Raw genomic sequence first — 25,645 nt, forward strand, 5'->3', positions numbered from 1 at the left:
AACCGGACGGCTCCCGCCGTCCGGAGGTTTTCCCTGCTTTTATTTCACATCGGAAACCCAAAGCGCCCAACATCCTCGAAAGACAGCGCCTTGAGTGCGCCGTCTGTTTCCGCAATGCGTCATCGCCCGATCACGCCGCCAACACCTCAACAATCTTGCGTTGAAACGCCTTCCCGTCGCTGTCGAACAGATGGCAATGCTCCGGCGTCGCGCCGAGCTTCTGCGTGTTGCCCTTCGCATGACGTTCGAGCGGCGGAATCCGCGCGATCAAACCGTCCGGCGCGACGCTCGACTCCGCGTACAGGTACGCGGCATCGCCGAGCGATTCGACCGTCATCGTGCGTGCCTCGATGCCGTCCTCGGTCGCGCTGACGTGCAGGTGCTCGGGGCGAATGCCGACCGTTACCTTGTCGCCCTGCCTGGCCGCGCCGGGCTCGACCAACACCCGCTGCGTCTCGCCGGTCTCGTAACGCACCGCGACACCGTCGCGCGACACCGACTGCACAATGCCTTCCATGAAGTTCATCTTCGGCGAACCGATGAAACCTGCGACGAAACGGTTCGCGGGCGCGTGATACAGCATCGTCGGGCTGCCGACCTGTTCCAGATTGCCCGCCGACAACACCACGATCTTGTCGGCCAAAGTCATCGCCTCGACCTGGTCGTGCGTCACGTAGATCATCGTCGTCTTCAGCTCGTCGTGCAGGCGCGCGAACTCGAGGCGCATCTTCACGCGCAACGCGGCGTCGAGATTCGATAGCGGCTCGTCGAACAGGAACACCTTCGGCTTGCGCGTGATCGCGCGGCCGATCGCGACACGCTGCCGCTGTCCGCCCGACAACTGCTTGGGCTTGCGATCGAGCAGATGGTCGATATGCAGAATCTTCGCCGCGTTGCGTACGGCCGCGTCGATCTCCGGCTTCTTCGCGCCGGCGAGCTTCAGGCCGAACGCCATGTTGTCGTACAGCGTCATGTGCGGATACAGCGCGTACGACTGGAACACCATCGCGATGCCGCGCTTGGCCGGCGGCACGTCGTTCATGCGCGCGGCGTCGATGTTCAGATCGCCGCCCGTGATGTCCTCGAGGCCCGCGATCATCCGCATCAGGGTCGATTTGCCGCAACCGCTCGGCCCGACGAACACGACGAACTCGCCATCGGCGATGTCGAGATTGATGTCACGCATCACTTCGTTGTCGTCGTAGGCCTTTCTGATGTTGCGCAAGGTTACGCTTGCCATGATGTGTCTCCGTGTAATGCTGTTCGATGCTGCTCGTTACTTCGTGCTGCTACCTGATGCCGTGTCGTGTCGCATACCTTCGCGCGCTCATGGCGCCGCGGCCGTCACGGACAGCGACCATTGCGCGACGAGGTCGGGCAACTGCCGCATATCGTCGAATACATGACGCGCGCCCGCCGCGTGCAGACGCTCGATCTGCGCATCGCTCGCATGACCGCCGCCGATAAACCCCAGCACCGCCATGCCCGCCGTGGCCGCCGCCGTGACACCCGTCACGCTGTCCTCGACGACGAGGCACGCGGCAGGCGCAAGCCCGAAGCCTTGCGCCGCCGCCAGATACACGTCCGGCGCGGGCTTCGGATTCGGCACCGCGTCGGCGCAGAACAACCGCTCGCCGAAGAACCGCTTCAGGCCCGTGCGCGCCAGCACCGTCTCGACGTACGGCCGGAAGCTATTGCTCGCGCAGCCTTTGACGAGCGGCACCTGGGTCAGCGCCATCTCGATGCCGTCTACCGCGGGCGCATCGATCGCCGCCGCTTCGACCGCGCGGCGGATCGCGTCGATATCGTCCGCGCCGAGCTGCTGGCCGAGCTGCGTCGCGGTGTCCTGCAGCACGCGCTCGATGCGCAGCCCGAGCAGCGGCAGCACGACCGGCTCGACCTCGACGCCGGGCCAGCGCGCCTCGAGTTCCCGCACCAGCATGCGCGCGGCCACCGCTTCGCTGTCGATCAGCACGCCGTCGCAATCGCAGATCAACGCATATCGCGCGACGTCCGGACCCGCCGTCGGGTCCGCCGTCACTTGACCGCCCCGAACGTGAGGCCGCGCACCAGCTGCTTCTGCGACAGCCAGCCGACGATCAGGATCGGTGCGACCGCCAGCAACGAAGCGGCCGACAACTTCGCCCAGAACAACCCCTCAGGACTCGAATACGACGCGATGAACACGGTCAGCGGCGCGGCGTTCGAGCTCGACAGGTTGATGCTCCAGAACGCCTCGTTCCACGCCAAGATCACGAGCAGCAGCGCGGTCGACGCGAGTCCGGGCAGTGCCATCGGCATCAACAGATAGACGATCTCCTGCCACGTCGCCGCGCCGTCGATGCGCCCGGCTTCGAGAATGTCACGCGGTATTTCGGCGAAGTACGTGAACGCCATCCAGACCGCGATTGGCAGATTGATCAGCGTGTAGACGATGATCAGACCCGACACCGTATCGAGCAGGCCGCTGTTTTTCCACAGCAGATAGATCGGCACGAGCACGCCGACCGACGGCATCATCTTCGTCGACAGCATCCACAGCAATACCTTCTGCGTGCGGTTCGTCGGGAAGAACGCCATCGCGTACGCGCACGGCACCGCGAGGATCAGGCACAGCAGCGTGACGCCGACCGAGATCAGCACCGAGTTCCACGCGAACGCGAAGTAGTTGCTGCGCGCGAACACTTCGCGGAAGCTGTCGAGCGTCGGCATGAAAAACAGCGATGACGCGTAGGCCTGCTGCTCGGTCTTGAACGCGGTGATCGTCATCCAGAAGATCGGGAAGAACAGCAGCAGCGCGACGAGCCACGCGATCACGCCGGGAATGCCGCGGCGAATCGTGTCGAACGGCGATTTGGTCGGCAACGCGACGGGTTGGGTCGTCGATGCAGCAGTAGAGGCAACGTGGCTCATTTTTCGTACTCCCCTTTCAGGTTCTTCGCGAGCATCCGCACGAGGAAGAACGACACGATGTTGGCCAGCACGACCGCGAGAATACCGCCCGCCGATGCGAGACCGACGTCGAACTGTTGCAGGCCGAGCGAGAAGATCAGATACGACAGCGTGGTGGTCGCGTTGCCGGGGCCGCCGCCCGTGGTCGTGTAGATCTCGGCGAAGATCGACAGCAGGAAAATCGTCTCCATCATCACGACGACCGCGATCGCGCGTCTCAGATGCGGCAGTGTGATGTAGAAGAACATCGAGAACGGACCCGCACCGTCGATCTTCGCGGCTTCCTTCTGCTCCTGGTCGAGCGACTGGATCGCCGTGAACAGGATCAGGAACGCGAACGGCAGCCACTGCCACGCGACGATCATGATCACCGCCGTCAGCGGATAGTCGGCGAACCAGTCGATCGGCTGCATGCCGAGCGCGCGCATGCCCTGCGCGACGAGGCCATACACCGGGTGCAGGATCATGTTCTTCCAGATCAGCGCGCTGACCGTCGGCATCACGAAGAACGGCCCGATCGCGAGCAGGCGCGCGATGCCCTGCCCGTAGAACTTGCGATCGAACAGGATCGCCATCAGCACCCCGCCGACCACGGTGATCACGAGCACCCACACGATCAGCTCGATCGTGTGCGCGATCGACGGGCCGAACGACGGATCGGTCGCGAGATAGCGGTAGTTGTCGAAACCTGCGAAACCGCGCAGATCGGGATTCAGCAGGTTGTAGTGCGAGAACGAGAACCAGATCGTCATCGCGAGCGGAATGACCATCCACAGCACGAGAACGCTGACCGACGGCGCCACGAGCCAGCGGGCCGAATTGGCCTTACGCTCCTCGCGTTCTTTTTCTGTCTGGGGATGGGCGTGCATCAAAGGTAGGCGCAAAGGACGCATGATGGACCACCTGTTCGGTAATGCGCGGAGCGTTCGCCCGAGCCGCGTGTGTGCGACGCGGCGTGCCGTGCTGAATGACGCACGGCACGCGCCGCATCGCTTACGGCGCAGACCAACGGCCGCCCTGCTTCATGAGCCGCATCGGTCGATGCGGCGGGCATGCCGGGTTACAGCAGCGCAGTTATTTCTGCGCAGTTACTTCTGATAACCCGCCTGCTTGACCGCGCGGTCCGCGGCCGCGTTGCCGGCCGCGAGCGCCTGGTCGACCGTCATCTGACCGGCGATCGCGCCGGAGATGCTTTGCCCGACCACCGTGCCAAACGACTGGAACTCAGGAATTCCGACAAACTGGACGCCGGTGTACGGGACCGGCTTCAAGGTCGGATGATCCGGGTCGGCGGTCTGGATCGCCTTCAGCACGAAGTCGCCGAACGGCGCGGCCTGCTTGTACTCGGGGCGCGCATAGGTGGACTGGCGCGTGCCCGGAGGCACCGAGGCCCAGCCTTCGTCCTTCGCGACCAGTTCAATGTACTCCTTCGAGGTCGCCCACTCGATGAACTTCTTCGCCGAATCGGCCTGCTTCGACGACTTCGGAATCGCCAGCGCCCACGCCCACAGCCAGTGCGAGCCCTTCGGCGTGACCGCGACCGGCGCCGCGGCGAAGCCGACCTTGTCGGCGATCTGCGACTGCTGCTTGTTGTACAGCATGCCGGCCGCGACCGTCGCGTCGATCCACATCGCGCACTTGCCGGACGACATCAGCGTCAGGTTTTCGTTGAAGCCGTTCGAGCTCGCTCCCGGAGGGCCGTCCTTCTTCAGCAGATCGACATAGAACGTCATCGCCTTCTTCCATTCCGGCGAGGTCAGCTGCGCGTTCCACTTGTCGTCGAACCAGCGGCCGCCGAACGTGTTCACGACCGTCGTGCCGTACGCCATGTTCTCGCCCCAGCCCGCCTTGCCGCGCAGGCAGATGCCGTATTGCTCCTTGGACTTGTCGGTGAGCTTGTCGGCGAATTGCGCGATCTGGTCATAGGTCGGCTGGTCGGGCATCTTCAGGCCGGCCTTGTCGAACAGATCCTTGCGGTAATAGGTCATCGAGCTTTCGACGTAGAACGGCAGCGCGTACAGCTGGCCGTTCGCGGACAGGCCGTCGCGGGCCGTCTTGACGACGTCGTTCAGGTCGTAGTTCGCGGGCAGGTTCGCGATCGGCGCGAGCCAGCCGCGCTTGCCCCATTGCGGCGTTTCGTACGCGCCGATCGTCATCACGTCGAACTGGCCGCTGCCGGTCGTGATGTCGGTCGTCGCGCGCTGACGCAGCACGTTTTCTTCGAGGATCACCCAGTTCAGCTTGATGTCCGGATTCGCTTTTTCGAACGCGGGCGACAGCTTCTTCAGCTCGATCATGTCCGGATTGTTCAGTGTCGCGATCGTCACCGTCGCCGCCGATGCGCTCAGCGCGAAGCAGGTGGCCGCGCCGGCACCGGCCGCCTTCAGCGCGAATTTGAAAGCTGGTTTCATGGTTGTCTCCTTTCTCATACGTTATGTGATGCTGCGTTCGTTTGACGGAATGACGCGCCGCTCCGAGCAGCCAACGTGCCCGCTCCCTGCTCTTCGTTCAGCTCATCCAGTTGCCGCCGTCGACGTTCAGCGTCTGCGCGGTGATGTAGTCGGCATCGGCAGACGCGAGGAACAGCGCGGCGCCGGTCAGGTCGTCGGGCACGCCCATGCGGCCGAGCGGCACGGCCTCGCCGACGAGGCGCTTCTTCTCGCCGAGCGGCCGGTTCTCGTAGCGTGCGAACAGCGCGTCGACCTCGTTCCACATCGGCGTGTCGACGACGCCCGGCGCGATGCCGTTTACATTGATCTTATGCGGCGCGAGCGCGAGCGCCGCGGACTGCGTATAGCTCAACACCGCCGCCTTGGTCGCGCAGTAGTGCGACACGAGCGCCTCGCCGCGCCGGCCGGCCTGCGACGACATGTTGATGATCTTGCCGCCGCGGCCCTGCTCGACCATCTGCCGCGCGACCGCCTGCATCAGGAAGAACATGCCCTTCACGTTGACCGCGAACAGGCGGTCGAACACGTCCCAGGATTCGTCGAGGAGCGGGCGCATGTCGAACAGCGCCGCGTTATTGAACAGGATGTCGATCTGGCCGAAGCAGCCGAGCGTGCTCGTGACGATGCGCTCGATGTCCTCGCGGCGCCGGACGTCGGCACTGACCCTCAACACGCGCTCGCCGTAGGTGCCGCGCAGCGCGCCGCCGATGCTGTCGGTCGGCTTCACGTCGACCAGCACGCAGCGCGCGCCTTCGTCGAGATAGCGCAGGGCTACCGCTTCACCGATACCGCTGGCCGCGCCCGTCAGAATGGCGACCTTATCCTGCAATCGTGCCACTGCCTGTCTCCGGTTCGTTTTTACATCCTCGCGCGTAGTGAGCGAACGCTCATCGTGCGATCAATTGCTCGGCTAGTGATCGAATGATCGGATACGGGCCGGGTCATGTCAAGGCACGCGGGCGAATTTCGATGGTGCAGCGCGGCAGGCTTCCAATCCGCGAAGATCCGCGCTGCTGACAAAAAATCGCGATACGTTATATCATTTCGACCTCGTCGCCCGCCGGGGGCGTCACGCCAGGAGATTCACGCCGATGACTACCTCGCTCGCCGAACAGCACGCCATGCGCCTCGCGCATGCGGATGCGCACGCCGCGGCGCAGGGGCTCGCGCTGACGCCGCTGCGTCGCCAGGTGTATGCGGCGATCGTCGCAAGCGAGCGGCCGGTCGGCGCGTACGAGTTGCTCGACGCGCTCGCGCCCGAGCGCGGTCGCATGCCGCCGACCACCGTCTACCGCGCGCTCGACTTCCTCGTCGCGCATGGCTTCGTGCATCGGATCGAATCGAAGAACGCATTCGTCGCTTGCTGCGAAATCGGCGTGCCGCATCGCAGCCAGTTCCTGATGTGCGACGGCTGCGGCGCGACCGTCGAGATTCCCGGCGACGAACTCGCCGACCGCCTGTCGCACAGCGCGCCCGCGTATGGCTTCGAGGTGCATCGCCAGGTGATCGAGTTGAGCGGCCTGTGCGGGCTATGTGCGCGAGCCGCGAAGCCTGGCGGCGGCGCAGCGGGCGCTTCGTCGTAATCAGACGCGCGGCGCCGCGCTGTATTTGGCCTTGCCACCCCGAGTAACTCATTCAAACTCTCAAGCAGCAGGAAACAACGATGAAAACGATCCGCTTGATGTTGTCCCGAGCGCAGCGCGCGCTGAAGGGTTCGATGTCTGTACGCACCCATCTGCGCACCTGTCTGCTCGCGCTCGCCGCGTTCGGCTTCGGCCATGGCGCGTTCGCCGCCGACGCGAAGATTTCGGTCGTCGCCGCGGAGAATTTTTATGGCGATGTGGTGCGGCAACTCGGCGGCGATCGTGTCGACGTGACCAGCATCCTCAACAACCCGGACCAGGACCCGCATCTGTTCGAAGCGAGCCCGGCCACCGCGCGCGCGTTGCAGCACGCGAGTCTCATCGTCTACAGCGGCGCCGACTACGATCCGTGGATGGGCAAGCTGCTAGCCGCGTCGAAAGGCGCGCAGCGCACCGTGATCGTCGCGGCCGATCTGGTGGGCAAAAAAGGTGGCGACAATCCACACCTGTGGTATGACCCGGCGACGATGCCCAAAGTCGCGCGCGCGGTCAGCGACGCGCTCAGCGCTACTGACCCGGCGCACAAGTCGGCGTACGATGCGAACCTCGCGAAGTTTCTCGATTCGCTGAAGCCGATCGACGCGAAAGTAGCCGAGCTGCATGGCCGCTATGCGGGCCTGCCGGTCACGGCGACCGAGCCGGTGTTCGGCTATATGTCGGACGCGATCGGCCTGAATATGCGCAACCAGCGCTTCCAGCTCGCCGCGATGAACGACACCGAAGCGAGCGCGGCCGATATCGCCGCGTTCGAACGCGATCTGCGCGAGCGGCGCGTGCGCGTGCTGATCTACAACAGCCAGGCCACCGAGGCGCTGACCCGACGCATGCTGAAGCTCGCGCAACAATCGAAGGTACCGACGGTGAGCGTCACCGAAACCCTGCCGGCCGGCAAGACCTATCAGACGTGGATGCTGACGCAGCTCGACGCGCTGCAGAAGGCGCTCGCGGCGGGTGATACAAACGGCCCGAACGGTGCGACCAACGCAAAAGGACAGACTCCATGACTCCGACTGTCCATCGAACGCCAGCAGGTGCGCCGGCAGACGTACCGACCGCGCACGGCGACACGCCCGTGCTCGAACTCGACAACGTGACGCTCGATCTGGGCGGCCGCACGATCCTGCGCGACACCAGCTTCGACGTGAACCAGGGCGAGTTCATCGGTGTGCTCGGGCCGAACGGCGCGGGCAAGACGACGCTGATGCGCGCGGTACTCGGCCTCGTGCCCGCCGCGGCCGGCGCGATTCGCGTGCTCGGGCAGACGGTCGAGCGCGGCAACGCGTCGATCGGCTATATGCCGCAGACGCGCAGCGCGCTCGCCGGCCGCCGTGTGCGCGGCCGCGATTTCGTCGCGATGGCCGCCGATGGTCATCGCTGGGGCTTGCCGCATGCGGATGCGAAAACGCGCGCGGACGTCGATCGGGTGCTCGAACTCGTCGGTGGGACGAATCTCGCGAAGCGGCCGCTGTCGGAGTTGTCGGGCGGCGAACGGCAGCGGCTCCTGCTCGCGCAATGCCTGCTCGGTAATCCGAAACTGCTGCTGCTCGATGAGCCGTTGATCAGTCTCGATCCGCATCATCAGAAGAGCGTCGTCGAACTCGTGCGGCGCGTGCAGCGGGAGCTCGGCATCTCGGTGCTGTTCTCCGCGCATGAACTCAATCCGTTGCTGAACTCGATCGATCGCGTGCTGTATCTCGGCAGCGGCGTCGCGGCGCTCGGCACCGTCGACGAAGTGATCACGCGGCCGGTGTTGTCGCGTCTGTACGGCTCGCCGATCGACGTAATGCGCGTGAACGGCCGCATCTTCGTGATGTCGGGCGGCGTCGAAGTCGAGAAGCACGATCACGAGCACGAAGACGACGAGGAAGGCGGACATACGCATTCGCACGGCTACCCGCATGACCACGGCCACGGTCATTCACACGGCCACTCACACAGTCACTCGAACCCGCAAGACTCACGCGACGGACACAAGCACGATGTTTGAATACGATTTCATGGTGAACGCATTCGCGGCGTCGGGGATCGTCGCGGTGCTGGCCGGCGTGGTCGGCTATTTTCTGGTGATGCGTGGACAGACCTTCGCGGGCCACGCACTGTCGCATGTCGGCTTCACCGGCGCGACCGGCGCGGTGCTGATCGGCATCTCGCCGATCTGGGGGATGATCGGCTTCACGCTCGCGGCCGGTGTCGGCATGGGCGCGCTCGGCGAACGGCTCGCTGGGCGCGACGTCGCGATCGGCGTGATCCTTTCCTTGTCGCTCGGCTTCGGGCTGCTGTTTCTGCACTTTTTCACCGCGTATGCGACGCAGGTGACGGCGCTGCTGTTCGGCAACGTGCTCGGCGTCAATGCATCGACGCTCGGGGTGCTTGCCGCGCTCGGTGTAGTGAGTCTCGTGGCGCTCGCGGCGATCATGCGGCCGCTGCTGTTCGCGTCGCTGCAGCCGGAGCTGGCCGAAGCGAAGGGCGTGTCGCTGCGCCGCGTGTCGGTGCTGTTTCTCGCGATCGCCGCGCTGGCCGTTGCCGCCTGCACGCAGATCGTCGGCGTGCTGCTCGTGTTCACGCTGATGGTAGGCCCGGCCGCCGCCGCGCAGAACGTGAGCACGCGGCTGTCCACCGGTCTCGTGCTCGCGGCCGTCTTCGCACTCGCGCAGGCGTGGCTCGGCTTGACGCTCGCGTTCTATACCGATTGGCCGACGAGCTTCTGGATCACCGTGCTGTCGGCGGCGGTGTATGGCGGGAGTTTGCTGAAGCGGCATTGAGCGGCGCTTTCGTCGATCACATGAAAACGGCGGCACGTCACGTGTCGCCGTTTTTCATTTCGCGCCGCGCTTTACGACGTTTTTCAGCCTAGCAACACCTTCGCGTGATGCGCGAGATGATCCTCGATGAATGTCGAGATGAAGTAGTAGCCGTGGTCGTAGCCTTCGTGACGATGCAACGTCAACGGCTGCCCCGCGGCCTTGCACGCCACTTCGAACACGTCGGGATTCAGCTGCGTGGGCAGGAACTGATCCGCGAGTCCCTGATCGACGAGAATCCCTGCCGCGAACTTGCGCGTCGCGTGCGCGACCAGCTCGCTCGCGTCGTACTGCTTCCACGCTTCACGGTTCTCGCCGAGATAGCCGCTGAACGCCTTCTCGCCCCACGGACAACGCATCGGCGCCGCGATCGGCGCGAACGCCGACACCGACCGATAGATGTCCGGATTGCGCAGCGCGAGCACCAGCGCACCGTGCCCGCCCATCGAGTGACCGAAGATGCCGAGGCGCGCGCCGTCGACCGGCAATTCGTTCACGACCGTCTCGCGCAGTTCATCCCGCACGTATGAGTACATCCGGTAGTTCCTGGACCACGGCTCCTCGGTCGCGTCCACATAAAAGCCCGCGCCGACGCCGAAGTCCCACGAATCGCTCTCGCCTGGCACGCCCGCGCCGCGCGGACTCGTGTCCGGCGCGATCAATGCGAGCCCATGCTGTGCCGCGAAGCGCTGCGCGCCGGCCTTGATCGGAAACGTTTCTTCCGTGCTGGTCAGTCCGGCCAGATAGAACAACGCCGGCACACGTCCCGCGTTCTCATGCAATGCCTGCGGCGGCAGATAGACCGAGAAGCGCATCGGCAGACCGATCGCGCGCGACTCGTGCCGGTAAAAGCGCTGCTCGCCGCCATGACAGGCGTGCGACGATAGTAGTTCGAGCATCGTGAGATTCCTCGCTTAGTAGAGCACGGCCGAGCGGATCGACTTGCCCTTCTTCATCAGATCAAAGCCCTCGTTGATACGCTCGAGCGGCAGACGGTGCGTGATGGAGTAGTCGGTATGGAAGATGTCCGTCGCCTTCATCTCGATCAGGACCTCACTGGCGCGCGGACCTTCGAGATCGACTTTCTTGATCGTCAACGGGACGCCGGCTTTCCATGCGATTGCTGCTTTGCTCTTCATCGTCAATGCTCCTCCCAGTCCGTGAGTGCGTGAATGCGAAATGGGCATCGCGTGCCCGGCGACCACGTGGCGCGCGAAAAGCGTAATGGTATTGCATAGCGCGCGAAGGCTGCGCCGCCGCTGCTACTGCGCTTCGCGTGGCGCCCCGCCGCCGAACCACGGCTCGACCCGGCCGTACAGCTCGACGAAGCGCGCATACCGTTCAGCAAGGACCGCATCACCTCGCGGACCCGCGACGCGCGTCGCGCCCGGCGCGAGCGCGGCGAGATCGCGCGTTAGCCAGTGGCCGCACGCGAGGCCGCCAAGGATCGCCGCGCCGCGCGGTGCCGCGTTCGGGCAATCGACCGCGTGCAGCTCGACGTCGAGCGCATCGGCGAGCAGTTGCCGCCAGCGTGCATCGACGGAGCCGCCGCCCGCGAGCTTGAGCGCCGTCACCGGTGCGCCGCTCGCGCGAATCGCGTCGAGCCCGGCGCGCAACGAGAACGCCACACCCTCGAACGCGGCGCGCATCATCGCCCCGCGCGTGTGCTCGAGCGATAAACCGAGCCAGCCGCCGCGCGCCTGCGGGTTCAGCCACGGCGTGCGCTCCCCGGTCAGGTACGGCAGGAAAGTCAGCGTCGACGCGGCGTGACCCGTTGCATCGGCGGCATCGCCGAATGCGTCGCGGTAAGCCTGCGCCCACTCATACGACAGCCACCCGCGCACCCGCTCCAACGCGATGCCGACGTTCTGCATCGCCGCCATCCGATACCAGTGATCGCTCGCCGCCCGATAGCGATGCAAACCCTTCAGCGGCGCCGGTTCGTCGTTCGCGAGCACGACGATCTGTCCCCCGCTGCCGGTCGTCAGCAGCGCGTCGCCGTCCTGCGCGAGTCCGCTGCCGAGCGCAGCGCACGGTGTGTCCGCGGCGCCGGTCGCGAGCACGATACCGGCCCGCAAACCGAGTGCCTGCGCGGCCTGCGGCGACAGCGCGCCCGACGCCGCATACGACGACGCCAGCGGCGCGAACCACTCGCGCGGAATCTCGAGCCGCTCCAGCAGCGCCGTGTCCCACGCGCCGGCGGGATCAGCGAGCGCGGTCGCGCACGCGTCGGACGCATCGGTTACGCACGCGCCGCCGAGCGCGACGCGCAGCCAGTCCTTCGGCTGCAGCGCCCAGCGCGTGCGGCGCGCGGCCTCCGGTTCATGTCGCAAGAGCCAGCGCAGCAGCGGACCGGCCATGCCGGGCGCGACCGGGTTCGGTTGCGGCTCCGGCCATGCGTCGAGCATGGCGAGCGCGCGCGAGTCGGGCCACAGCATCGCGCGCCGCACCGCCGCGCCGTTTGCATCGAGCAGCACGACGCCGTGCATCTGACCGGAGAAACCGATTGCGCGCACGCCATCGCGCAGCTCGCGCGGCAGGCCCGCCATCGCATCGACGAGCGCGTTCCACCACGTCTCGACGTCGATTTCGGCCCACCCCGCGTGCGGCGTAACCAGCGCATACGCGACGCTCGATACCGCCTGCTCGCGTCCATGTTCGTCGACGATTGCCGCTTTCAGGGAGCCGGTGCCGAGGTCGATGCCGAGAAAACTCATGAGCGCAGGGACGTTGGAATGACGATGAGGAAGGAGCCAGCGAGGCTGGCGACGAGACATGCAAGCGAAGCAAATAAACCAGGCCGCCGCGACACCGCGAACGTTCGGCGAACGGGTCGAAACACTCGCGGAAAAAAGCCCATTCGCGGGTTAACCCCCTCGTGCGGCGAGCGTCGTCAAAACAGGACTATGCGTGAAGCGTGATACACGCCATTGATTCTCACACATATCCCCGCCGACGACGAAGCCGCGCCGCGCACGCGACGCACCGCCGGTAATCGCCCGCCGCATAGGGCTTGCCGCCGCTGCGCTGCCGATCCGTCCCACGCCCGGCTTTGATTTGCCTTTCAAAATGGGCCTGTGCATATCGTCGCCGGGAATGCCGGAATAGCCACGTATGGTCTTGTTGCGACTTTTCGTCCCCGATACCTTGGAGTCATCCCAAAACGAGATGGTGGAGACAGACGATATGCAAGCGAACACGGTTCACCCGTGCGACGAGCGCCTACCGGCCGGCCAGTTGCTTACTCTCGGCATCCAGCACGTGCTGGTCATGTACGCTGGCGCGGTCGCGGTGCCGCTCATCATCGGCGCCGCGCTGAAGCTGCCGAAAGACCAGGTCGCCTTTCTGATCAGCGCCGATCTGTTTTCCTGCGGCATCGCCACGCTGATCCAGACGCTCGGACTGTGGATCTTCGGCATCCGCCTGCCGGTCATCATGGGCTGCACGTTCGCGGCCGTCGGCCCGATGGTCGCGATCGGCACCAATCCTTCGCTCGGCCTGCTCGACATCTTCGGCTCGACGATCGCGGCCGGCGTGATCGGTATCCTGCTCGCGCCCGCGGTCGGCAAGCTATTGCGCTTCTTCCCGCCGGTCGTGATCGGCGTCGTGATTTCGGTGATCGGTTTGTCGCTGATGGAAGTCGGGATCAACTGGGCGGCCGGCGGTGTCGGCAATCCCGAATACGGCAATCCGGTCTACCTCGGCCTGTCGCTGCTCGTGCTGACGCTGATCCTGCTGATCAACAAGTTTGCCAGGGGTTTCGTCGCCAATATCTCGGTGCTGCTCGGTATCGTCGCGGGCTTCGCGATCGCGCTGATGCTCGGCCGCGTCAACCTTGACGGCGTCATGCACGCGCCGTGGGTGGGCTTCGTGATGCCGTTCCACTTCGGTCTGCCGCGCTTCGATCCGCTGTCGATCGCGACGATGGTCACCGTGATGTTCGTCACGTTCATCGAATCGACCGGCATGTTCCTCGCGGTCGGCGACATGGTCGATCGTCCGGTCGATCAGAAAACGCTGGTGCGCGGCTTGCGCGTCGATGGTCTCGGCACGCTGATCGGCGGCATCTTCAACTCGTTCCCGCATACGTCCTTCTCGCAGAACGTCGGGCTGATCGGCGTGACCGGCGTGAAGAGCCGCTTCGTCTGCGCGATGGGCGGCGTGATCCTCGTGCTGCTCGGACTGTTTCCGAAGATGGCGCAGGTGGTCGCGTCGGTGCCGGCGTTCGTGCTCGGCGGCGCGGGCATCGTGATGTTCGGCATGGTCGCGGCGAACGGCATCAAGGTGCTGTCGCGAGTCGACTTCGTCAGGAATCAGCACAACCTGTTCATCGTCGCGGTCAGCATCGGGCTCGGCCTCGTGCCGGTGGTGTCGCCGCACTTCTTCTCGCAACTGCCGCCGGCGTTGTCGCCGCTGCTGCACAGCGGGATTCTGCTTACGTCGGTGTCGGCGGTCGTGCTGAACCTGATCTTCAACGGCGTGAAGAGCGAGAAGAAGGCGAAGAGCGAGCTTCGCCGCGCCGGGCACGATCTCGACAATAGCGCGGGCAGCGAGCCGCAGGGCAACGAGATGCTGCGGGCGGCGGATCTGCATTGAGCGTTTGATGCGTCGCTGACGCGCCGAGCGGCAACGAACGCCGCACATCAACAAAAACGCCACGGCATGCCGTGGCGTTTTTGTTTTGCTTCAGCGTTTCATCAACCTGCCGGGCTCACCCCGCGGTCGCCGCCGATGCCGCGACCGGCGCGCTCGCCGCACCGTAGTCGACCGGCGCGTCGGCGGGACGCGGCTGGTCGCCGTTGTGCTCGATCCAGCCGCCGCCGAGCGCCTGATACAGCGTGACCAGGTTCTGCAGACGCTCCATGCGCGCGGTCACCAGCGCCTGCTGAGCCACGTACAGCGCGGTCTGCGCGGTCAGCACCGACAGATAGCTGTCGACACCGTTCTTGTAACGCAGGGTCGACAGATCCAGCCGGCGCTGCTCGGCCGCGACATCCCGCTCGAGCGCCGCGATCTGCTCGTCGTAGGTGCCGCGCGCGGCCAGTCCGTCCGCCACTTCACGGAAGGCCGTCTGGATCGCCTTTTCATAGGTGGCGATCTGCACGTTCTTCTCGATGTTGGCGAGATCGAGATTGGCCATGTTCTGACCGCCCTCGAAGATCGGCAGCGTGATCGACGGCGCGAAACTCCATGCCGCCGAACCCGGCTTGAACAGGCCGCCGAGCGTGGGACTCAACGTGCCGGCGCTGCCCGTCAGCGTGACCTTAGGGAAGAACGCGGCGCGCGCCGCGCCGATGTTCGCGTTGGCCGCGAGCAGATTCTCCTCGGCTTCCATGATGTCCGGACGACGCGTCAGCAGATCGGACGGCAGGCCCGCCGGAATATCCGTGAGCAGATTCTGGTCGCTCAGCGGCAGGCCTGGCGACAGATCCGCCGGCAACGGCTCGCCGATCAGCAGCACCAGCGCGTTATCGGCCTGGGCCCGCAAACGCATCTGCGACTGCAGGTTCGCGCTCGCGGTCTCGACGACCGTTTGCGACTGGCGCAGATCGAGTTCCGATCCCGTGCCGTTGTCGAACTGCAGTTTGGTGATGCGATACGACTCCTGCGCCGTAACCAGCGTGTTCTGCGTGACCTTCAGCAGATCGTCCAGTTCGAGCACCGTCATGTACTGGTTCGCCACCTGCGAGACCAGCGCGATTTCGGCGGCCTTGCGCGCCTGCGCGGTGCCGAGATACTTGGCCAACGCCTGATCCTTCAGACTCTGCACGCGCCCGAAAAAGTCGATTTCCCACGACGCGTTCAAGCCCACCGAATACGTGTTGGAGATCGTCACGCCGGTGAAAGTCAGGTCCTTCGGCGTGCGCGATCTGCTTTGCGAAGCCGCGGCGTCGAGCGTCGGGAACAGGCCCGCGCGCACGATGCGGTACTGCGCCGCCGACGCCTGCATGTTCAGCACCGACACACGCAGATCGCGGTTGTTCTTCAGCGCGATTTCGATCAGCTGCTGCAGACGCGGATCGACGAAGAAGTTGCGCCAGCCGATGTCGGCGGCGGCCTGGCCGTCCGCGCTGCGCGCGCCCTGCGCGCCCGGCTGCTGGTCGTACACGCCGCCGGTCGGGAAGGTCGCCGTTACGGGCGCCGCGGGCCGCTGGTAATGCGGCGCCAGCGTGCAACCCGTGGCGAGCAGCGCGACTGCCACTGCAATCAAAGAGTGTTTTTGCATCTCAATGCCCATCCTTGCCCGAGCCATTGCCATTCGACCCGTCGGTCGTGCCACCCGTCGCGCCGCCTTGCGGATCGTGCGGATGGTGCTGTTCGTAGTGGCGCAGCGCCTCGTCCGGGTCTTCCTTCTCACCGCCGAACTTCGCGCGAATCACGACGAAGAACATCGGGATCATGAAGATCGCGAGGAAGGTCGCCGTCAACATGCCGCCGATCACGCCGGTACCGATCGCGTGCTGGCTGGCCGAGCCCGCGCCGTTACTGATCGCGAGCGGCAGCACGCCGAGAATGAACGCGAGCGAGGTCATCAGAATTGGTCGCAACCGCAGACGCGCCGCTTCGAGCGCGGCCTCGATCGGCCCCATGCCTTCACTCTGCTGCAGTTCTCGCGCGAATTCCACGATCAGAATCGCGTTCTTCGCCGACAGGCCCACGGTGGTCAGCAGACCCACCTGGAAGAACACGTCGTTCTCGAGCCCGCGCAGCGTCGCGGCCAGCAGCGCGCCGATCACGCCGAGCGGCACCACCATGATCACCGAGAACGGGATCGACCAGCTTTCATACAGCGCCGCGAGACACAGGAACACGACGAGAATCGAGATGCCGTACAGGATCGGCGCCTGCGAGCCCGACTGACGCTCCTGCAGCGACAGACCCGTCCACTCGTAGCCGACACCCGCAGGCAGCTTGGTGACGATCTGCTCCATCGCCACCATCGCCTGACCGGTCGACTTGCCCGGCGCGGCCGCACCCTGGATTTCCACCGACGGGATACCGTTGTAGCGCTCGAGCTTCGGCGAACCGAAGGTCCACGCGGTGTTCGTGAAGGCCGAGAACGGCACCATCGCGCCCGCGCCATTGCGCACGAACCAGGCATTCACGTCTTCCGGTTTCATCCGGAACGGCGCGTCGCCCTGCAGGTACACCTTCTTGATCCGGCCGTCGGTGTCGAGGAAGTTTTGCACGTACGCCGAGGCCCAGGCGATCGAGAACGTCTGGTCGATCGAGGAGAGCGACACGCCGAGCGCCGAAGCCTTCTCGTGGTCGATGCTCACCTTGAACTGCGGTGTATCGTTCAGGCCGTTCGGACGCACCTGCGCGAGCGTCGGATCTTTCGCCGCCAGACCGAGCAGCATGTTGCGCGCTTCCATCAGCTTCGCGTGACCGATGCCCCCGCGGTCCTGCAACTGGAAGTCGAAGCCCGCCGCGGTGCCGAGTTCAGGAATCGACGGGGGATTGACCGGATACACGACCGCGTTCTTGTAGCCGCTGAAGTGCATGAACAGCCGCCGCACCAGTGCCTGCACCTTCTGGTCCGCATGCTGACGCTGCGCGTAGTCCTTCATCCGCACGAACACCAGACCCGCGTTCTGGCCACGACCCGCGAAGCTGAAGCCGTTCACCGTGAAGGTCGATTCGACGATCGCCTTCTCGTCGGTCAGCAGGTAGTCCGACACGTCCTTCAGCGCGCGCGCGGTGGTTTCCTGCGTGGAACCCGACGGCGTTTGCACCAGCACGAACATCGTGCCTTGGTCTTCGTCAGGCAGGAACGACTTCGGCAGGCGCACGAACAGCAGGCCCACCGCGAAGATCACCACCATATAGATGATGAGCCAGCGGCCCGAGCGCTTGATCACGTGGTGCACGCCCGAGTGATACTTGTCGCGGCTCCTGTTGAAGGTACGGTTGAACCAGCCGAAGAAGCCGGTGGCTTTTTCGTGATGACCCTTCGGAATCGGCTTCAGGATCGTCGCGCACAGCGCCGGCGTCAGAACCAACGCGACGAGCACGGACAGCACCATCGCCGCGACGATCGTCAGCGAGAACTGCCGGTAAATCGCCCCGACCGAACCGCCCGAGAACGCCACCGGCACGAACACCGCCGACAGCACGAGCGCCACGCCGACGAGCGCGCCGGTAATCTGGTCCATCGCCTTGCGGGTTGCCTCGCGAGGCGATAAGCCCTCCTCCTGCATCACCCGCTCGACGTTTTCCACCACCACGATCGCGTCGTCCACCAGCAAGCCGATCGCGAGCACGAGACCGAACATCGACAGCACGTTGATCGAGAAGCCGACCACGCTCATGATCGCGAACGTACCGAGCAGCACCACCGGCACCGCGATCGTCGGGATCAGCGTGGCGCGCAGGTTCTGCAGGAACAGGTACATGACGAGGAACACCAGCACGATACCTTCGAGCAGCGTCTTGACCACTTCCTCGATCGACAGGCGCACGAACGGCGTCGTGTCGTACGGGTACTGCACCACCAGACCGTGCGGGAAGTACTTCGACAGTTCGGCGATCTTCGTGCGCACCGCCTTCGCGGTGGCGAGCGCGTTCGCGCCCGTGGCGAGCTGGATACCGAAGCCTGCCGTCGGCTGGCCGTTGTACTTGGTGTCGAAGTTGTAGTTTTCGCCGCCGAGCTCGATGTGCGACACGTCGCGCAGACGCACCTGCGAGCCGTCCTGATTCACCTTCAGCAGAATGTTGCCGAACTGCTCGGGCGTATTGAGCAGCGTGGCCTGCGTAATCGTGGCCTGCAGCACCTGGCCCGGCACCGACGGCGTGCCGCCGAGCGCGCCACCCGCGACCTGCACGTTCTGCGCCTGCAGCGCGGCTTGGACATCGAGCGGCGTCAAGCTGAAGTTATTCAGCTTGTTGGCATCGAGCCAGACCCGCATCGCGTACTGCGAGCCGAACAGCGTCACCGTACCCACACCGTCGATACGGCTGATCGGATCCTGGATGTTCGACGCGACGTAGTTCGCAAGGTCGTACTTGCTCATGCTGCCGTCGGTCGACACGAACGCCATCACCAGCAGGAAGCTGCTGCTCGACTTCGTGACCCGGGTGCCGAGCTGCTGCACCGCCTGCGGCAGCAGCGGCGTGGCGAGCTGCAGCTTGTTCTGCACCTGCACCTGCGCGATGTCAGGGTTGGTGCCGGCAGCGAACGTCAGCGTGATGGTGGCCGTGCCCGAGTCGTCCGAGGTCGACGCGAGGTACAGCAGGTGGTCCAGACCGCTCATCTGCTGCTCGATCACCTGCGTGACGGTGTTTTGCACCGTCTCCGCCGAAGCACCCGGATAGGTTGCGCTGATCTGGATGGCCGGCGGCGCGATGGTCGGGTATTGCGCGATCGGCAATGTGAACACCGACGCGAGACCCGCGAGCATCAGGATGATGGCGATCACCCATGCAAAAATCGGGCGATCAATAAAGAACTTTGCCATGAGGCGGGCTCCCTGTTATTACGCGCCCGAAGCGGCGGAGGCAGGCTGAGCCGCGGGTTGACCTGTCTGGGCGCCGCCAGCGGCCGCGTCGGAAGCCGGGGTGCCGGGCAGTTGCGCCGGCACGGGCTTGACCTGCTGGCCGGGACGCGCCTTGTCGGTGCCCTGGACGATCACGCGGTCACCCGGCTTCAGGCCGTTCGACACCACCCAGTACGAGCCGAAAGTGCCCGTGGTGACGAGCTGACGCAGCTCGACCTTGTTGTCGTTGCCGACGACGAGCGCGGTGGGCTGACCCTTCTGGTCGTGCGTGACGCCGACTTGCGGCACGATCAGCGCGTTCTGGTTCACGCCCTCTTCGATCTTCGCGCGCACGAACATGCCCGGCAGCAGCACGTGGTTCGGGTTCTTGAAGATCGCGCGCACCGTGACCGAGCCGGTGCCCGGGTCGACGGTCACGTCGGTGAACTGCAGCTTGCCCTTCTCGGAATAGATGCGGCCGTCCTCCAGCACCAGCGTGACCTGCGCGGCGCCCGGGCCGGTCGTCTTCAGACGCCCTTCCTGCATGTCGCGGCGCAGCTTCAGACCATCGAGGCTCGATTGCGTGAGGTCGACATACATCGGATCGAGCTGCTGGACCGTGGCCATGAGTGTGGCCGCGCTCTGCTGCACGAAGGCGCCCGGCGTGACCTGCGACACGCCGATCTGGCCGGTTACGGGCGAGGTCACGTCGGTATAGCCGAGGTTGATCTGCGCGGTATCGACCGCGGCCTTGCCGGCGGCGACGTCGGCGGCGGCCTGGCCTTCGGCGGCGACCGCGTTGTCGTAGTCCTGCTTGCTGACCGCGTTCGCCGCGACCAGCACCTTGTAGCGACTGGCCTGCGCGGTGGTTGTCACGAGGTTCGCCTGCGCCTTGGCAAGCGATGCCTTCGCGTTGTTCAACGACGCGATGAAGGGCGCCGGATCGATCTTGTACAGACGCTGACCGGCCTTGACCTCGCTACCCTCGGTGAACTCGCGGCGCAGCACGATGCCGTCGACCCGCGCGCGCACTTGCGCGACGAGGAAGGCACTGGTACGACCGGGGAGTTCGGTGACGACGGGCACGGTCGTCGGCTGGAGGGTGACGACGCCGACTTCGGGCGTCTGGGGCGGCGGGGCAGATTGTTTTGGTCCGCACGCCGCCAGCAAGATGGCAGCCGTCGCGGCACTGATTAAGCGGAATGAAACCCGTTCGACGCGCATGGAGCGACCTCTGTCAAAGACTGAGAATGAAAAAGTGCGCGCATCCCTACCCCGGGGACGACAGCGCACACAGGCGTCTCTCGACGCTCAACCGGAAGCCCACGGATGCAAACCTGCGCCTGCAGGGCACCCTGCTACTAATGCGCCATACCGGGGAATGCCGCACAGCACCGCCGTTTGACGGCTGCGATAGCGTTTTGGAAGACAACAGTGACGGATATTAACCGGTCGTCACGGCTTGGGCTATCCGATCGTGGGGTGCTATTATATATACATTCACGAATGCATGTAAAAGTGCGTTTATATCTTCCAGGGATCGGGGGCCGCAAATTCGCGTCGCAATTTGGTGCAGAAATAGTCAAATTGTCATCAGGCCGACTTAAAAACGCCCGCATAAACCCCAGGATCAGCGCAGGTCATACCAATATGGTCAGAAGAACCAAAGAAGAGGCGCTGGAGACGCGCAACCGCATTCTCGATGCGGCCGAACGGATCTTCTTCCAGAAGGGCGTATCGCGCACGTCGCTGGCCGATATCGCCCAGGCCGCAGGCGTGACGCGCGGCGCCATTTATTGGCACTTCGCCCACAAGAGCGAGCTCTTCACCGAAATGTTCGACCGCGTGCTGCTGCCGCTCGACGAGTTGAAGGCGGCATCGCTCGATCCCAACGAAACCGATCCGCTCGGGCGCATCATGGAAATCTGTGTGGTCTGCCTGCGCGACACCGCCAACGATCCCCGCCGCCGCCGCGTGTTCGACATCCTGTTCCTGAAGTGCGAGTTGGTCGAAGAGATGGGGCCGGTGATGGAACGCTATCAGACCAATATGCGCGAGGGGCTCGAGAAGCTCGAGGGCGGTCTGCGCAACGCGATCTCGAAAGGCCAGATGCCCGCCGACCTCGACACGAAACTTGCCGCGGCGATGGTGCACGCGTTCGTCGGCGGCTCGTTGCGCGACATGCTGTTTTTGCCCGACGCGACCGACTTCGGCGCGCACGCGCAGCAGATGGTAGAAGTGATGTTCGACGGCTTGCGCGTCAGTCCGGCGTTGCGCAGAAAGGCGGCGTAGAAGGCGCGCAAGGGTTGAAGATTGGCACAGCGGGCGGTTCGGTGAACCGCCCGCTTTCTATTCGTGGAACGGGCCACCCGCCCCCGCGCCGGGTTCAGGCAACCGCACGGCGCGCTCGCGCCGCCTGATTCGACGCATAGATGTTGCCGCGCTCGAGCGGCGCGCGGCTGTTTAGCGCCGCGATCCACTGGTCGGTGCTCGCAACCGCCGAGAAGCGCGACTGCAGCACCACGCTGAACACGCGATGAATCTCCTCCGCGCTCGCGAAGCCTGCACTGTTTTCATACGGCACCGAGCCGGTCGCGTCGTGCAGGAATTCGACGGCGAGGCCGGCATGCACCGCGTGGTTGATCGTCGACGCATCGCAGTTGTGAGTCATGTAGCCGGTAACGGTGAGCGTATCGATCTGCCGGGCGGCGAGCCAGTCGGCCAGATCGGTGCCGGCGAATGCACTCGGCAGCGACTTCTCGACGAAATGGTCATGAGCGCGCGAGCTCACGACCGTGTGCAGTTCCGCACCCGCGCTGCCGCGCGCGAACAGCGGCGAGGTGGCGGGCGCGACGTTCTGCACGACGACGACCGGCACGCTGGCGGCGCGCGCCGCATCGATCGCGCGAGCGATGTTGGCGAGTGACGTGCGCACGTCCGGAAATTCGATCGGCAGGTCGCCGCTCACGTATTCGTTCTGCACGTCGATGACGATCAGCGCACGGCGCGGCGCAGGTGTGTTCATGGCAGGGCTCCTTGTCAGAAAAGCGGTCGATGGCGCGCGCCCGGCGAGATGGCCGCGGCGCGACGGCAATGACGGCATTGTTGCTCCGCTGCCCGTCCGCCGACAGCGGCCCAAATGACAAGCTTCGCTAGAATCGGGCCATACTTCTGGCATTCATGAATGAGGCGGGCGGCATGACCAACTTCGCATCTTCCGACGATATCTCCGATCAGGCGCCGCGCCACGTCGTCGCCGTCGTCGCGTTCGATCGCATCAGCCCGTTCCATCTGTCGGTGCCGTGCGTCGTGTTCGGCGAGGACCGCCGCGGCGGCGGTGTCCCCGCGTTCGACTTCCGCGTCTGCGCTGTGGAGACGGGCGCGCTCGCGACGACCGCGGGCTTCTCGATCGCGGTCACGCACGGACTCGAAGCGCTTGCCGACGCGCAGACGATCATCGTGCCGAGCTGGCGCGATCCCGACGAAACGCCGTCCGCCGCGCTTCTCGACGCGCTGAGGGCCGCGCATGCGCGCGGCGCGCTGCTTGTCGGCCTGTGCCTCGGCGCTTTCGTGCTGGCCGCGGCGGGCATCCTCGATGGACGGCCCGCTTCGACGCACTGGGCCTGGGCCGACGACTTCGCGCGCCGCTACCCGCGCGTGCGGCTGGACCCCGACGTGCTGTACGTCGACGACGGCAACGTGCTGACCTCGGCCGGCACCGCCGCCGGCCTCGACTGCTGCCTGCATGTGCTGCGCAAGATTTGCGGCGCGCGGGTGGCTAACCACGTCGCGCGCCGGCTGGTCGTCTCTCCGCATCGCCAGGGTGGTCAGGCGCAATACGTGCAGCAGCCGATGCCGCCGAACCCGCGCGGCGATCGTCTGTCTGGCCTGCTCGACTGGGTGAGCGGCAACCTAGCCGCGCCGCATACGCTCGACACACTCGCCGCGCGAGCGTTTATGAGCCGCCGCACCTTCACGCGACGGTTCCGGCTTGCGACCGGCACGACCGTCGGCGCGTGGCTGCTCGCGCAGCGGCTCGCGCGGGCGCAACAACTGCTGGAAAGCACCGACGAGTCGGTCGAAGCGATCGCGACGGGCGCCGGATTCGGCTCGGCCGCTTCGCTGCGGCAGCATTTCGCGGACGCGTTTCGAACGTCGCCCAGCGCGTGGCGGCGGGAGTTTCGCGGGGATTAGTTGAAGGTGGCGGGAGCACCGCTATTTCGTAGTGCGCCGCCGGGATTTCGTAGTCGCGCGGGGATGTTTATCGCGCATTGCATCCGGCGCTGCGCGCGCCGCGTCAATGCTCGCTCAGCCAGCGCGCGACGTACAACAACAGCGCGACCAGAAAGATCATCCCGGCCCACGCCCAGTACGGCACGACATGCTGACCGGGTTCTTGATGCGGCACGCCATGCGACCAGCTGTGCGACGCGCTTGCCGCGCGTCCGGGCAGAGCCTGGCCGTGCTCGATGCGCGTGCGCCGCGCGATGCCGCCAAGTGTGATAGGCCGCAAAAACACGTACTGGCGACGCGGCGCCGTGCCACGCGCGCGGTTCGGCCCCTTGCCGTGCTTGGCGCGCACGACGGCGTCGAACTCGGCGAAAAAATCGTCGGCGATCTGCCGCAAGGCGTTCTCGAGCTGGCGCGTCGGCAACTCGGCGAGCGGACCCGACGACGTCGCCCACAACGTGTAATCGATGCGCGTGCCGCGCTCGCGCCCGTCATCCGCGCGCAAACGTACTTCGATCTGACCGCGCAACGCGCCGATGCCCTCGGCTCGTGCCTTGAAGTTGATGGTGCGGCGCTGCGCGTCCGCCGGGCCGGAATCCTGGCCGGCAACGTGCGCGTGCGCCTGATAATGCGCGCGCAACGGGCCGAGCGGCACAGTCATCGTCAGCGCGTATTCGCCGTGGGCGAGACGCACGAACGACTCGCAGTTGTCGAGGCTGGCACGCAACAGCGCGAGGTCCTGCAACGCGTCCCAGACCTCGGACGGCGGCAGCGGAATCCGTAACGCGTCGTTCAGTTCCATGACAACCTCCCCCGATGAACGCGCCGACTGCGGGATCAGGACGTCTGATCGATGCGGTCGACGCGCGATGCGTAAAAAGCGAGATAGCCCTTGATGCGACTGACCTGCTCGAACGGCGCTTCGTAACACCACACCGCGTTCTCGATCACGCCGTCTTCGGTGCGCAGATGGAAGTACGACGCGTCGCCCTTGAACGGGCAATGCGACGTGTGCGTCGAGCGTTCGAGCCGGGCCATATTCACGTGCTCGCGCGGGAAATAGAACACGTCGGCGAGGCCGGTCTCCGATAGCGTCAGCGCAGCCTGGGTGTCGGCCATCGTCACGCCGCCGTGAATCACGCGCACGCGATGGCCGTTGTCGCGAATCACGATGGTATGGCCGTCCGGCCGTTCCGCAGATGTCGACGCATCGCTCATGTCCAGGCTCCATGATGGGGTGTGCGCTGCACTACCGGCTATTGCCGCAACAACGGCAAAGCCACGGGACACGCCCGTGGGTTCATTATCGGCCAAACTCCGGCCGATTGCGCGCGCTTCCTGCGCAGCGGCGGACGGATCGAGCCGTTACTTCACGTTCCAGGTGAACGCGGATTTTACGTTGCCGTGCGCGGGCACACTAACCGAGCGCGTCTGTTCGCTGTCGTTGTAATTCGCGTGCACCGTATAGCGGCCGGGGCTCAGGCGCACCAGCATAAATGGTCCGCGCGACGTCGTGTTCAGCACTTCGCTGTTATGTGCATCCACGATGCGCACGTGCACATCGGCAAGAAACTCTGCGTTGGGTCCGGTGAAACGCAAGGTCAGTGGCCACTGGGTTTGCGCTTGTCGCAGCGCCCGCGATTCGTCGAGGCCGACACCGCCCGATACGTACGATACGTCGCCCTGCTGCTGGACTTGCGGCAGACCGCCGCCGTTGGTGTTGCCCGCGCTGGTGTCGTCGGTCGTCGAGCCACCGGTCACGCCCGCCTGCTGCGCGTACGCGCCGCCCGCCAGTCCGAGCGTGAGCGCCGCGCACAGCGCAGCGGCTACGATCCTTTGCTGCTTGCGTTGGGTTTTCATCGGTTCGCTCTCCTTGTTCGAGGCCTTGTCCAGACCCTAAACGATGGAAGCAACCTATGTGCCAACCATTCCGCAGCGTCGACCAGCATGCACGACCATCGAGGCACCAAGCCGCCTGACACCCCTCGGTCTATCCATGCCGCTCGCTGCAGCGCGGTTCCAACGGGCGAAAAAAAGCCGGTCGTTGCAGTAAATGCAAAGGACCGGCAATCGCTACTACAGCTCAAACTGGG

Annotated in this window: 22 protein-coding genes and 1 pseudogene; 7 read left to right on the plus strand and 16 right to left on the minus strand. The window is 65.2% G+C overall.

Annotated features, from left to right (window positions below):
* Nucleotides 1-130: 130 nt before the first annotated feature.
* The 6 genes from AB3X94_RS30595 to AB3X94_RS30620 all read right to left on the minus strand — a co-directional run bounded on the left by AB3X94_RS30595 (nucleotide 131) and on the right by AB3X94_RS30620 (nucleotide 6,240).
* Nucleotides 131-1,240 carry an ABC transporter ATP-binding protein gene (locus AB3X94_RS30595; protein WP_368613533.1) on the minus strand — a complete coding sequence of 370 codons (1,110 nt, stop codon included), beginning with the start codon at nucleotides 1,238-1,240 and terminating at the stop codon, nucleotides 131-133.
* 87 nt (nucleotides 1,241-1,327) lie between these two features.
* Nucleotides 1,328-2,041: an HAD family hydrolase gene (locus AB3X94_RS30600; RefSeq protein ID WP_368613534.1), complete on the minus strand. Its 714-nt coding sequence runs from the start codon at nucleotides 2,039-2,041 to the stop codon at nucleotides 1,328-1,330.
* Entirely contained in the window at nucleotides 2,038-2,913 is an 876-nt protein-coding gene (locus AB3X94_RS30605) for a carbohydrate ABC transporter permease (RefSeq protein WP_176105166.1), read from the minus strand. The genes AB3X94_RS30600 and AB3X94_RS30605 overlap by 4 nt, the downstream gene beginning before the upstream one ends.
* Entirely contained in the window at nucleotides 2,910-3,845 is a 936-nt protein-coding gene (locus tag AB3X94_RS30610; RefSeq protein WP_026229139.1) for a carbohydrate ABC transporter permease, read from the minus strand. The genes AB3X94_RS30605 and AB3X94_RS30610 overlap by 4 nt, the downstream gene beginning before the upstream one ends.
* Before the next feature lie 195 nt (nucleotides 3,846-4,040).
* Nucleotides 4,041-5,363 (minus strand): sugar ABC transporter substrate-binding protein, encoded by a 1,323-nt coding sequence (locus tag AB3X94_RS30615; protein WP_176105165.1) that lies wholly within the window; start codon nucleotides 5,361-5,363, stop codon nucleotides 4,041-4,043.
* Nucleotides 5,364-5,460: 97 nt separating this feature from the next.
* Entirely contained in the window at nucleotides 5,461-6,240 is a 780-nt protein-coding gene (locus tag AB3X94_RS30620; RefSeq protein WP_368613535.1) for an L-iditol 2-dehydrogenase, read from the minus strand.
* Nucleotides 6,241-6,493: 253 nt separating this feature from the next.
* On the opposite strand from AB3X94_RS30620, the gene AB3X94_RS30625 reads away from it, so the two are divergent.
* From AB3X94_RS30625 to AB3X94_RS30640, 4 genes are all read left to right on the plus strand, one after another.
* Complete coding sequence (locus tag AB3X94_RS30625) at nucleotides 6,494-6,985, plus strand: Fur family transcriptional regulator (RefSeq protein ID WP_176105163.1); 492 nt, start codon at nucleotides 6,494-6,496, stop codon at nucleotides 6,983-6,985.
* An 80-nt stretch (nucleotides 6,986-7,065) separates the two neighbouring features.
* Nucleotides 7,066-8,049: a metal ABC transporter solute-binding protein gene (locus AB3X94_RS30630; protein WP_176105162.1), complete on the plus strand. Its 984-nt coding sequence runs from the start codon at nucleotides 7,066-7,068 to the stop codon at nucleotides 8,047-8,049.
* Nucleotides 8,046-9,032, plus strand: coding sequence for an ABC transporter ATP-binding protein (locus AB3X94_RS30635; RefSeq protein WP_368613536.1), 987 nt, complete (start codon nucleotides 8,046-8,048; stop codon nucleotides 9,030-9,032). Before AB3X94_RS30630 ends, AB3X94_RS30635 begins: the two co-directional genes overlap by 4 nt.
* Entirely contained in the window at nucleotides 9,025-9,807 is a 783-nt protein-coding gene (locus tag AB3X94_RS30640; RefSeq protein WP_368613537.1) for a metal ABC transporter permease, read from the plus strand. The genes AB3X94_RS30635 and AB3X94_RS30640 overlap by 8 nt, the downstream gene beginning before the upstream one ends.
* 83 nt (nucleotides 9,808-9,890) lie before the next feature.
* Here AB3X94_RS30640 and fghA read toward each other — a convergent pair whose 3' ends face one another.
* The 3 genes and pseudogenes from fghA to AB3X94_RS30655 all read right to left on the minus strand — a co-directional run bounded on the left by fghA (nucleotide 9,891) and on the right by AB3X94_RS30655 (nucleotide 12,563).
* The gene (gene fghA / locus AB3X94_RS30645; RefSeq protein ID WP_368613538.1) at nucleotides 9,891-10,745 is read right to left on the minus strand and encodes an S-formylglutathione hydrolase; all 855 of its coding nucleotides are present in this window, start codon (nucleotides 10,743-10,745) and stop codon (nucleotides 9,891-9,893) included.
* Nucleotides 10,746-10,853: 108 nt separating this feature from the next.
* Nucleotides 10,854-10,985: pseudogene (locus AB3X94_RS30650) on the minus strand (S-(hydroxymethyl)glutathione dehydrogenase); the annotation flags it as partial.
* Between the two features lie 123 nt (nucleotides 10,986-11,108).
* Complete coding sequence (locus tag AB3X94_RS30655; RefSeq protein WP_368613539.1) at nucleotides 11,109-12,563, minus strand: xylulokinase; 1,455 nt, start codon at nucleotides 12,561-12,563, stop codon at nucleotides 11,109-11,111.
* A gap of 469 nt (nucleotides 12,564-13,032) precedes the next feature.
* On the opposite strand from AB3X94_RS30655, the gene AB3X94_RS30660 reads away from it, so the two are divergent.
* Nucleotides 13,033-14,442, plus strand: a complete 1,410-nt coding sequence (locus tag AB3X94_RS30660; RefSeq protein ID WP_368613540.1) for a nucleobase:cation symporter-2 family protein — start codon at nucleotides 13,033-13,035, stop codon at nucleotides 14,440-14,442.
* Between the two features lie 115 nt (nucleotides 14,443-14,557).
* Here the strand turns inward: AB3X94_RS30660 and AB3X94_RS30665 are convergent, their stop codons facing one another.
* Genes AB3X94_RS30665 through AB3X94_RS30675 form a run of 3 tightly spaced genes read right to left on the minus strand, consistent with a single transcriptional unit; the run spans nucleotide 14,558 to nucleotide 20,546 of the window.
* On the minus strand, nucleotides 14,558-16,072 hold the full coding sequence (locus tag AB3X94_RS30665) for an efflux transporter outer membrane subunit (protein WP_368613541.1): 1,515 nt from the start codon (nucleotides 16,070-16,072) through the stop codon (nucleotides 14,558-14,560).
* Nucleotide 16,073: 1 nt separating this feature from the next.
* Nucleotides 16,074-19,304: an efflux RND transporter permease subunit gene (locus AB3X94_RS30670; protein ID WP_176105155.1), complete on the minus strand. Its 3,231-nt coding sequence runs from the start codon at nucleotides 19,302-19,304 to the stop codon at nucleotides 16,074-16,076.
* A gap of 18 nt (nucleotides 19,305-19,322) precedes the next feature.
* Nucleotides 19,323-20,546, minus strand: coding sequence for an efflux RND transporter periplasmic adaptor subunit (locus tag AB3X94_RS30675; RefSeq protein ID WP_368613542.1), 1,224 nt, complete (start codon nucleotides 20,544-20,546; stop codon nucleotides 19,323-19,325).
* Nucleotides 20,547-20,972: 426 nt separating this feature from the next.
* Here AB3X94_RS30675 and AB3X94_RS30680 point away from each other — a divergent pair, with 426 nt between their 5' ends.
* Nucleotides 20,973-21,614, plus strand: coding sequence for a TetR family transcriptional regulator (locus AB3X94_RS30680; protein WP_176384456.1), 642 nt, complete (start codon nucleotides 20,973-20,975; stop codon nucleotides 21,612-21,614).
* 94 nt (nucleotides 21,615-21,708) lie between these two features.
* Here AB3X94_RS30680 and AB3X94_RS30685 read toward each other — a convergent pair whose 3' ends face one another.
* Nucleotides 21,709-22,347, minus strand: coding sequence for an isochorismatase family protein (locus AB3X94_RS30685; protein ID WP_176105153.1), 639 nt, complete (start codon nucleotides 22,345-22,347; stop codon nucleotides 21,709-21,711).
* Nucleotides 22,348-22,520: 173 nt separating this feature from the next.
* On the opposite strand from AB3X94_RS30685, the gene AB3X94_RS30690 reads away from it, so the two are divergent.
* Nucleotides 22,521-23,516: a helix-turn-helix domain-containing protein gene (locus AB3X94_RS30690; protein ID WP_368613543.1), complete on the plus strand. Its 996-nt coding sequence runs from the start codon at nucleotides 22,521-22,523 to the stop codon at nucleotides 23,514-23,516.
* Between the two features lie 103 nt (nucleotides 23,517-23,619).
* Here AB3X94_RS30690 and AB3X94_RS30695 read toward each other — a convergent pair whose 3' ends face one another.
* From AB3X94_RS30695 to AB3X94_RS30705, 3 genes are all read right to left on the minus strand, one after another.
* Nucleotides 23,620-24,354 carry a CoxG family protein gene (locus AB3X94_RS30695; RefSeq protein WP_176105152.1) on the minus strand — a complete coding sequence of 245 codons (735 nt, stop codon included), beginning with the start codon at nucleotides 24,352-24,354 and terminating at the stop codon, nucleotides 23,620-23,622.
* A 35-nt stretch (nucleotides 24,355-24,389) separates the two neighbouring features.
* Nucleotides 24,390-24,770 (minus strand): DUF427 domain-containing protein, encoded by a 381-nt coding sequence (locus tag AB3X94_RS30700; RefSeq protein ID WP_013090413.1) that lies wholly within the window; start codon nucleotides 24,768-24,770, stop codon nucleotides 24,390-24,392.
* Nucleotides 24,771-24,917: 147 nt separating this feature from the next.
* Nucleotides 24,918-25,412 (minus strand): carboxypeptidase regulatory-like domain-containing protein, encoded by a 495-nt coding sequence (locus AB3X94_RS30705; RefSeq protein WP_368613544.1) that lies wholly within the window; start codon nucleotides 25,410-25,412, stop codon nucleotides 24,918-24,920.
* Nucleotides 25,413-25,645: the final 233 nt, after the last annotated feature.

The organism is Paraburkholderia sp. BR10923, assembly GCF_040948765.1.
Lineage (GTDB): Bacteria > Pseudomonadota > Gammaproteobacteria > Burkholderiales > Burkholderiaceae > Paraburkholderia > Paraburkholderia youngii.

Bases quoted from the DNA above. Each gene is read 5' to 3' on its own strand.
- AB3X94_RS30595 (WP_368613533.1), bottom strand. From the start codon at position 1,240: ATGGCAAGCGTAACCTTGCGCAACATCAGAAAGGCCTACGACGACAAC.
- AB3X94_RS30605 (WP_176105166.1), bottom strand. From the start codon at position 2,913: ATGAGCCACGTTGCCTCTACTGCTGCATCGACGACCCAACCCGTCGCG.
- AB3X94_RS30610 (WP_026229139.1), bottom strand. From the start codon at position 3,845: ATGCGTCCTTTGCGCCTACCTTTGATGCACGCCCATCCCCAGACAGAA.
- AB3X94_RS30615 (WP_176105165.1), bottom strand. From the start codon at position 5,363: ATGAAACCAGCTTTCAAATTCGCGCTGAAGGCGGCCGGTGCCGGCGCG.
- AB3X94_RS30625 (WP_176105163.1), top strand. From the start codon at position 6,494: ATGACTACCTCGCTCGCCGAACAGCACGCCATGCGCCTCGCGCATGCG.
- AB3X94_RS30630 (WP_176105162.1), top strand. From the start codon at position 7,066: ATGAAAACGATCCGCTTGATGTTGTCCCGAGCGCAGCGCGCGCTGAAG.
- AB3X94_RS30635 (WP_368613536.1), top strand. From the start codon at position 8,046: ATGACTCCGACTGTCCATCGAACGCCAGCAGGTGCGCCGGCAGACGTA.
- AB3X94_RS30640 (WP_368613537.1), top strand. From the start codon at position 9,025: ATGTTTGAATACGATTTCATGGTGAACGCATTCGCGGCGTCGGGGATC.
- fghA (WP_368613538.1), bottom strand. From the start codon at position 10,745: ATGCTCGAACTACTATCGTCGCACGCCTGTCATGGCGGCGAGCAGCGC.
- AB3X94_RS30655 (WP_368613539.1), bottom strand. From the start codon at position 12,563: ATGAGTTTTCTCGGCATCGACCTCGGCACCGGCTCCCTGAAAGCGGCA.
- AB3X94_RS30660 (WP_368613540.1), top strand. From the start codon at position 13,033: ATGCAAGCGAACACGGTTCACCCGTGCGACGAGCGCCTACCGGCCGGC.
- AB3X94_RS30665 (WP_368613541.1), bottom strand. From the start codon at position 16,072: ATGCAAAAACACTCTTTGATTGCAGTGGCAGTCGCGCTGCTCGCCACG.
- AB3X94_RS30670 (WP_176105155.1), bottom strand. From the start codon at position 19,304: ATGGCAAAGTTCTTTATTGATCGCCCGATTTTTGCATGGGTGATCGCC.
- AB3X94_RS30675 (WP_368613542.1), bottom strand. From the start codon at position 20,546: ATGCGCGTCGAACGGGTTTCATTCCGCTTAATCAGTGCCGCGACGGCT.
- AB3X94_RS30680 (WP_176384456.1), top strand. From the start codon at position 20,973: ATGGTCAGAAGAACCAAAGAAGAGGCGCTGGAGACGCGCAACCGCATT.
- AB3X94_RS30685 (WP_176105153.1), bottom strand. From the start codon at position 22,347: ATGAACACACCTGCGCCGCGCCGTGCGCTGATCGTCATCGACGTGCAG.
- AB3X94_RS30690 (WP_368613543.1), top strand. From the start codon at position 22,521: ATGACCAACTTCGCATCTTCCGACGATATCTCCGATCAGGCGCCGCGC.
- AB3X94_RS30695 (WP_176105152.1), bottom strand. From the start codon at position 24,354: ATGGAACTGAACGACGCGTTACGGATTCCGCTGCCGCCGTCCGAGGTC.
- AB3X94_RS30700 (WP_013090413.1), bottom strand. From the start codon at position 24,770: ATGAGCGATGCGTCGACATCTGCGGAACGGCCGGACGGCCATACCATC.
- AB3X94_RS30705 (WP_368613544.1), bottom strand. From the start codon at position 25,412: ATGAAAACCCAACGCAAGCAGCAAAGGATCGTAGCCGCTGCGCTGTGC.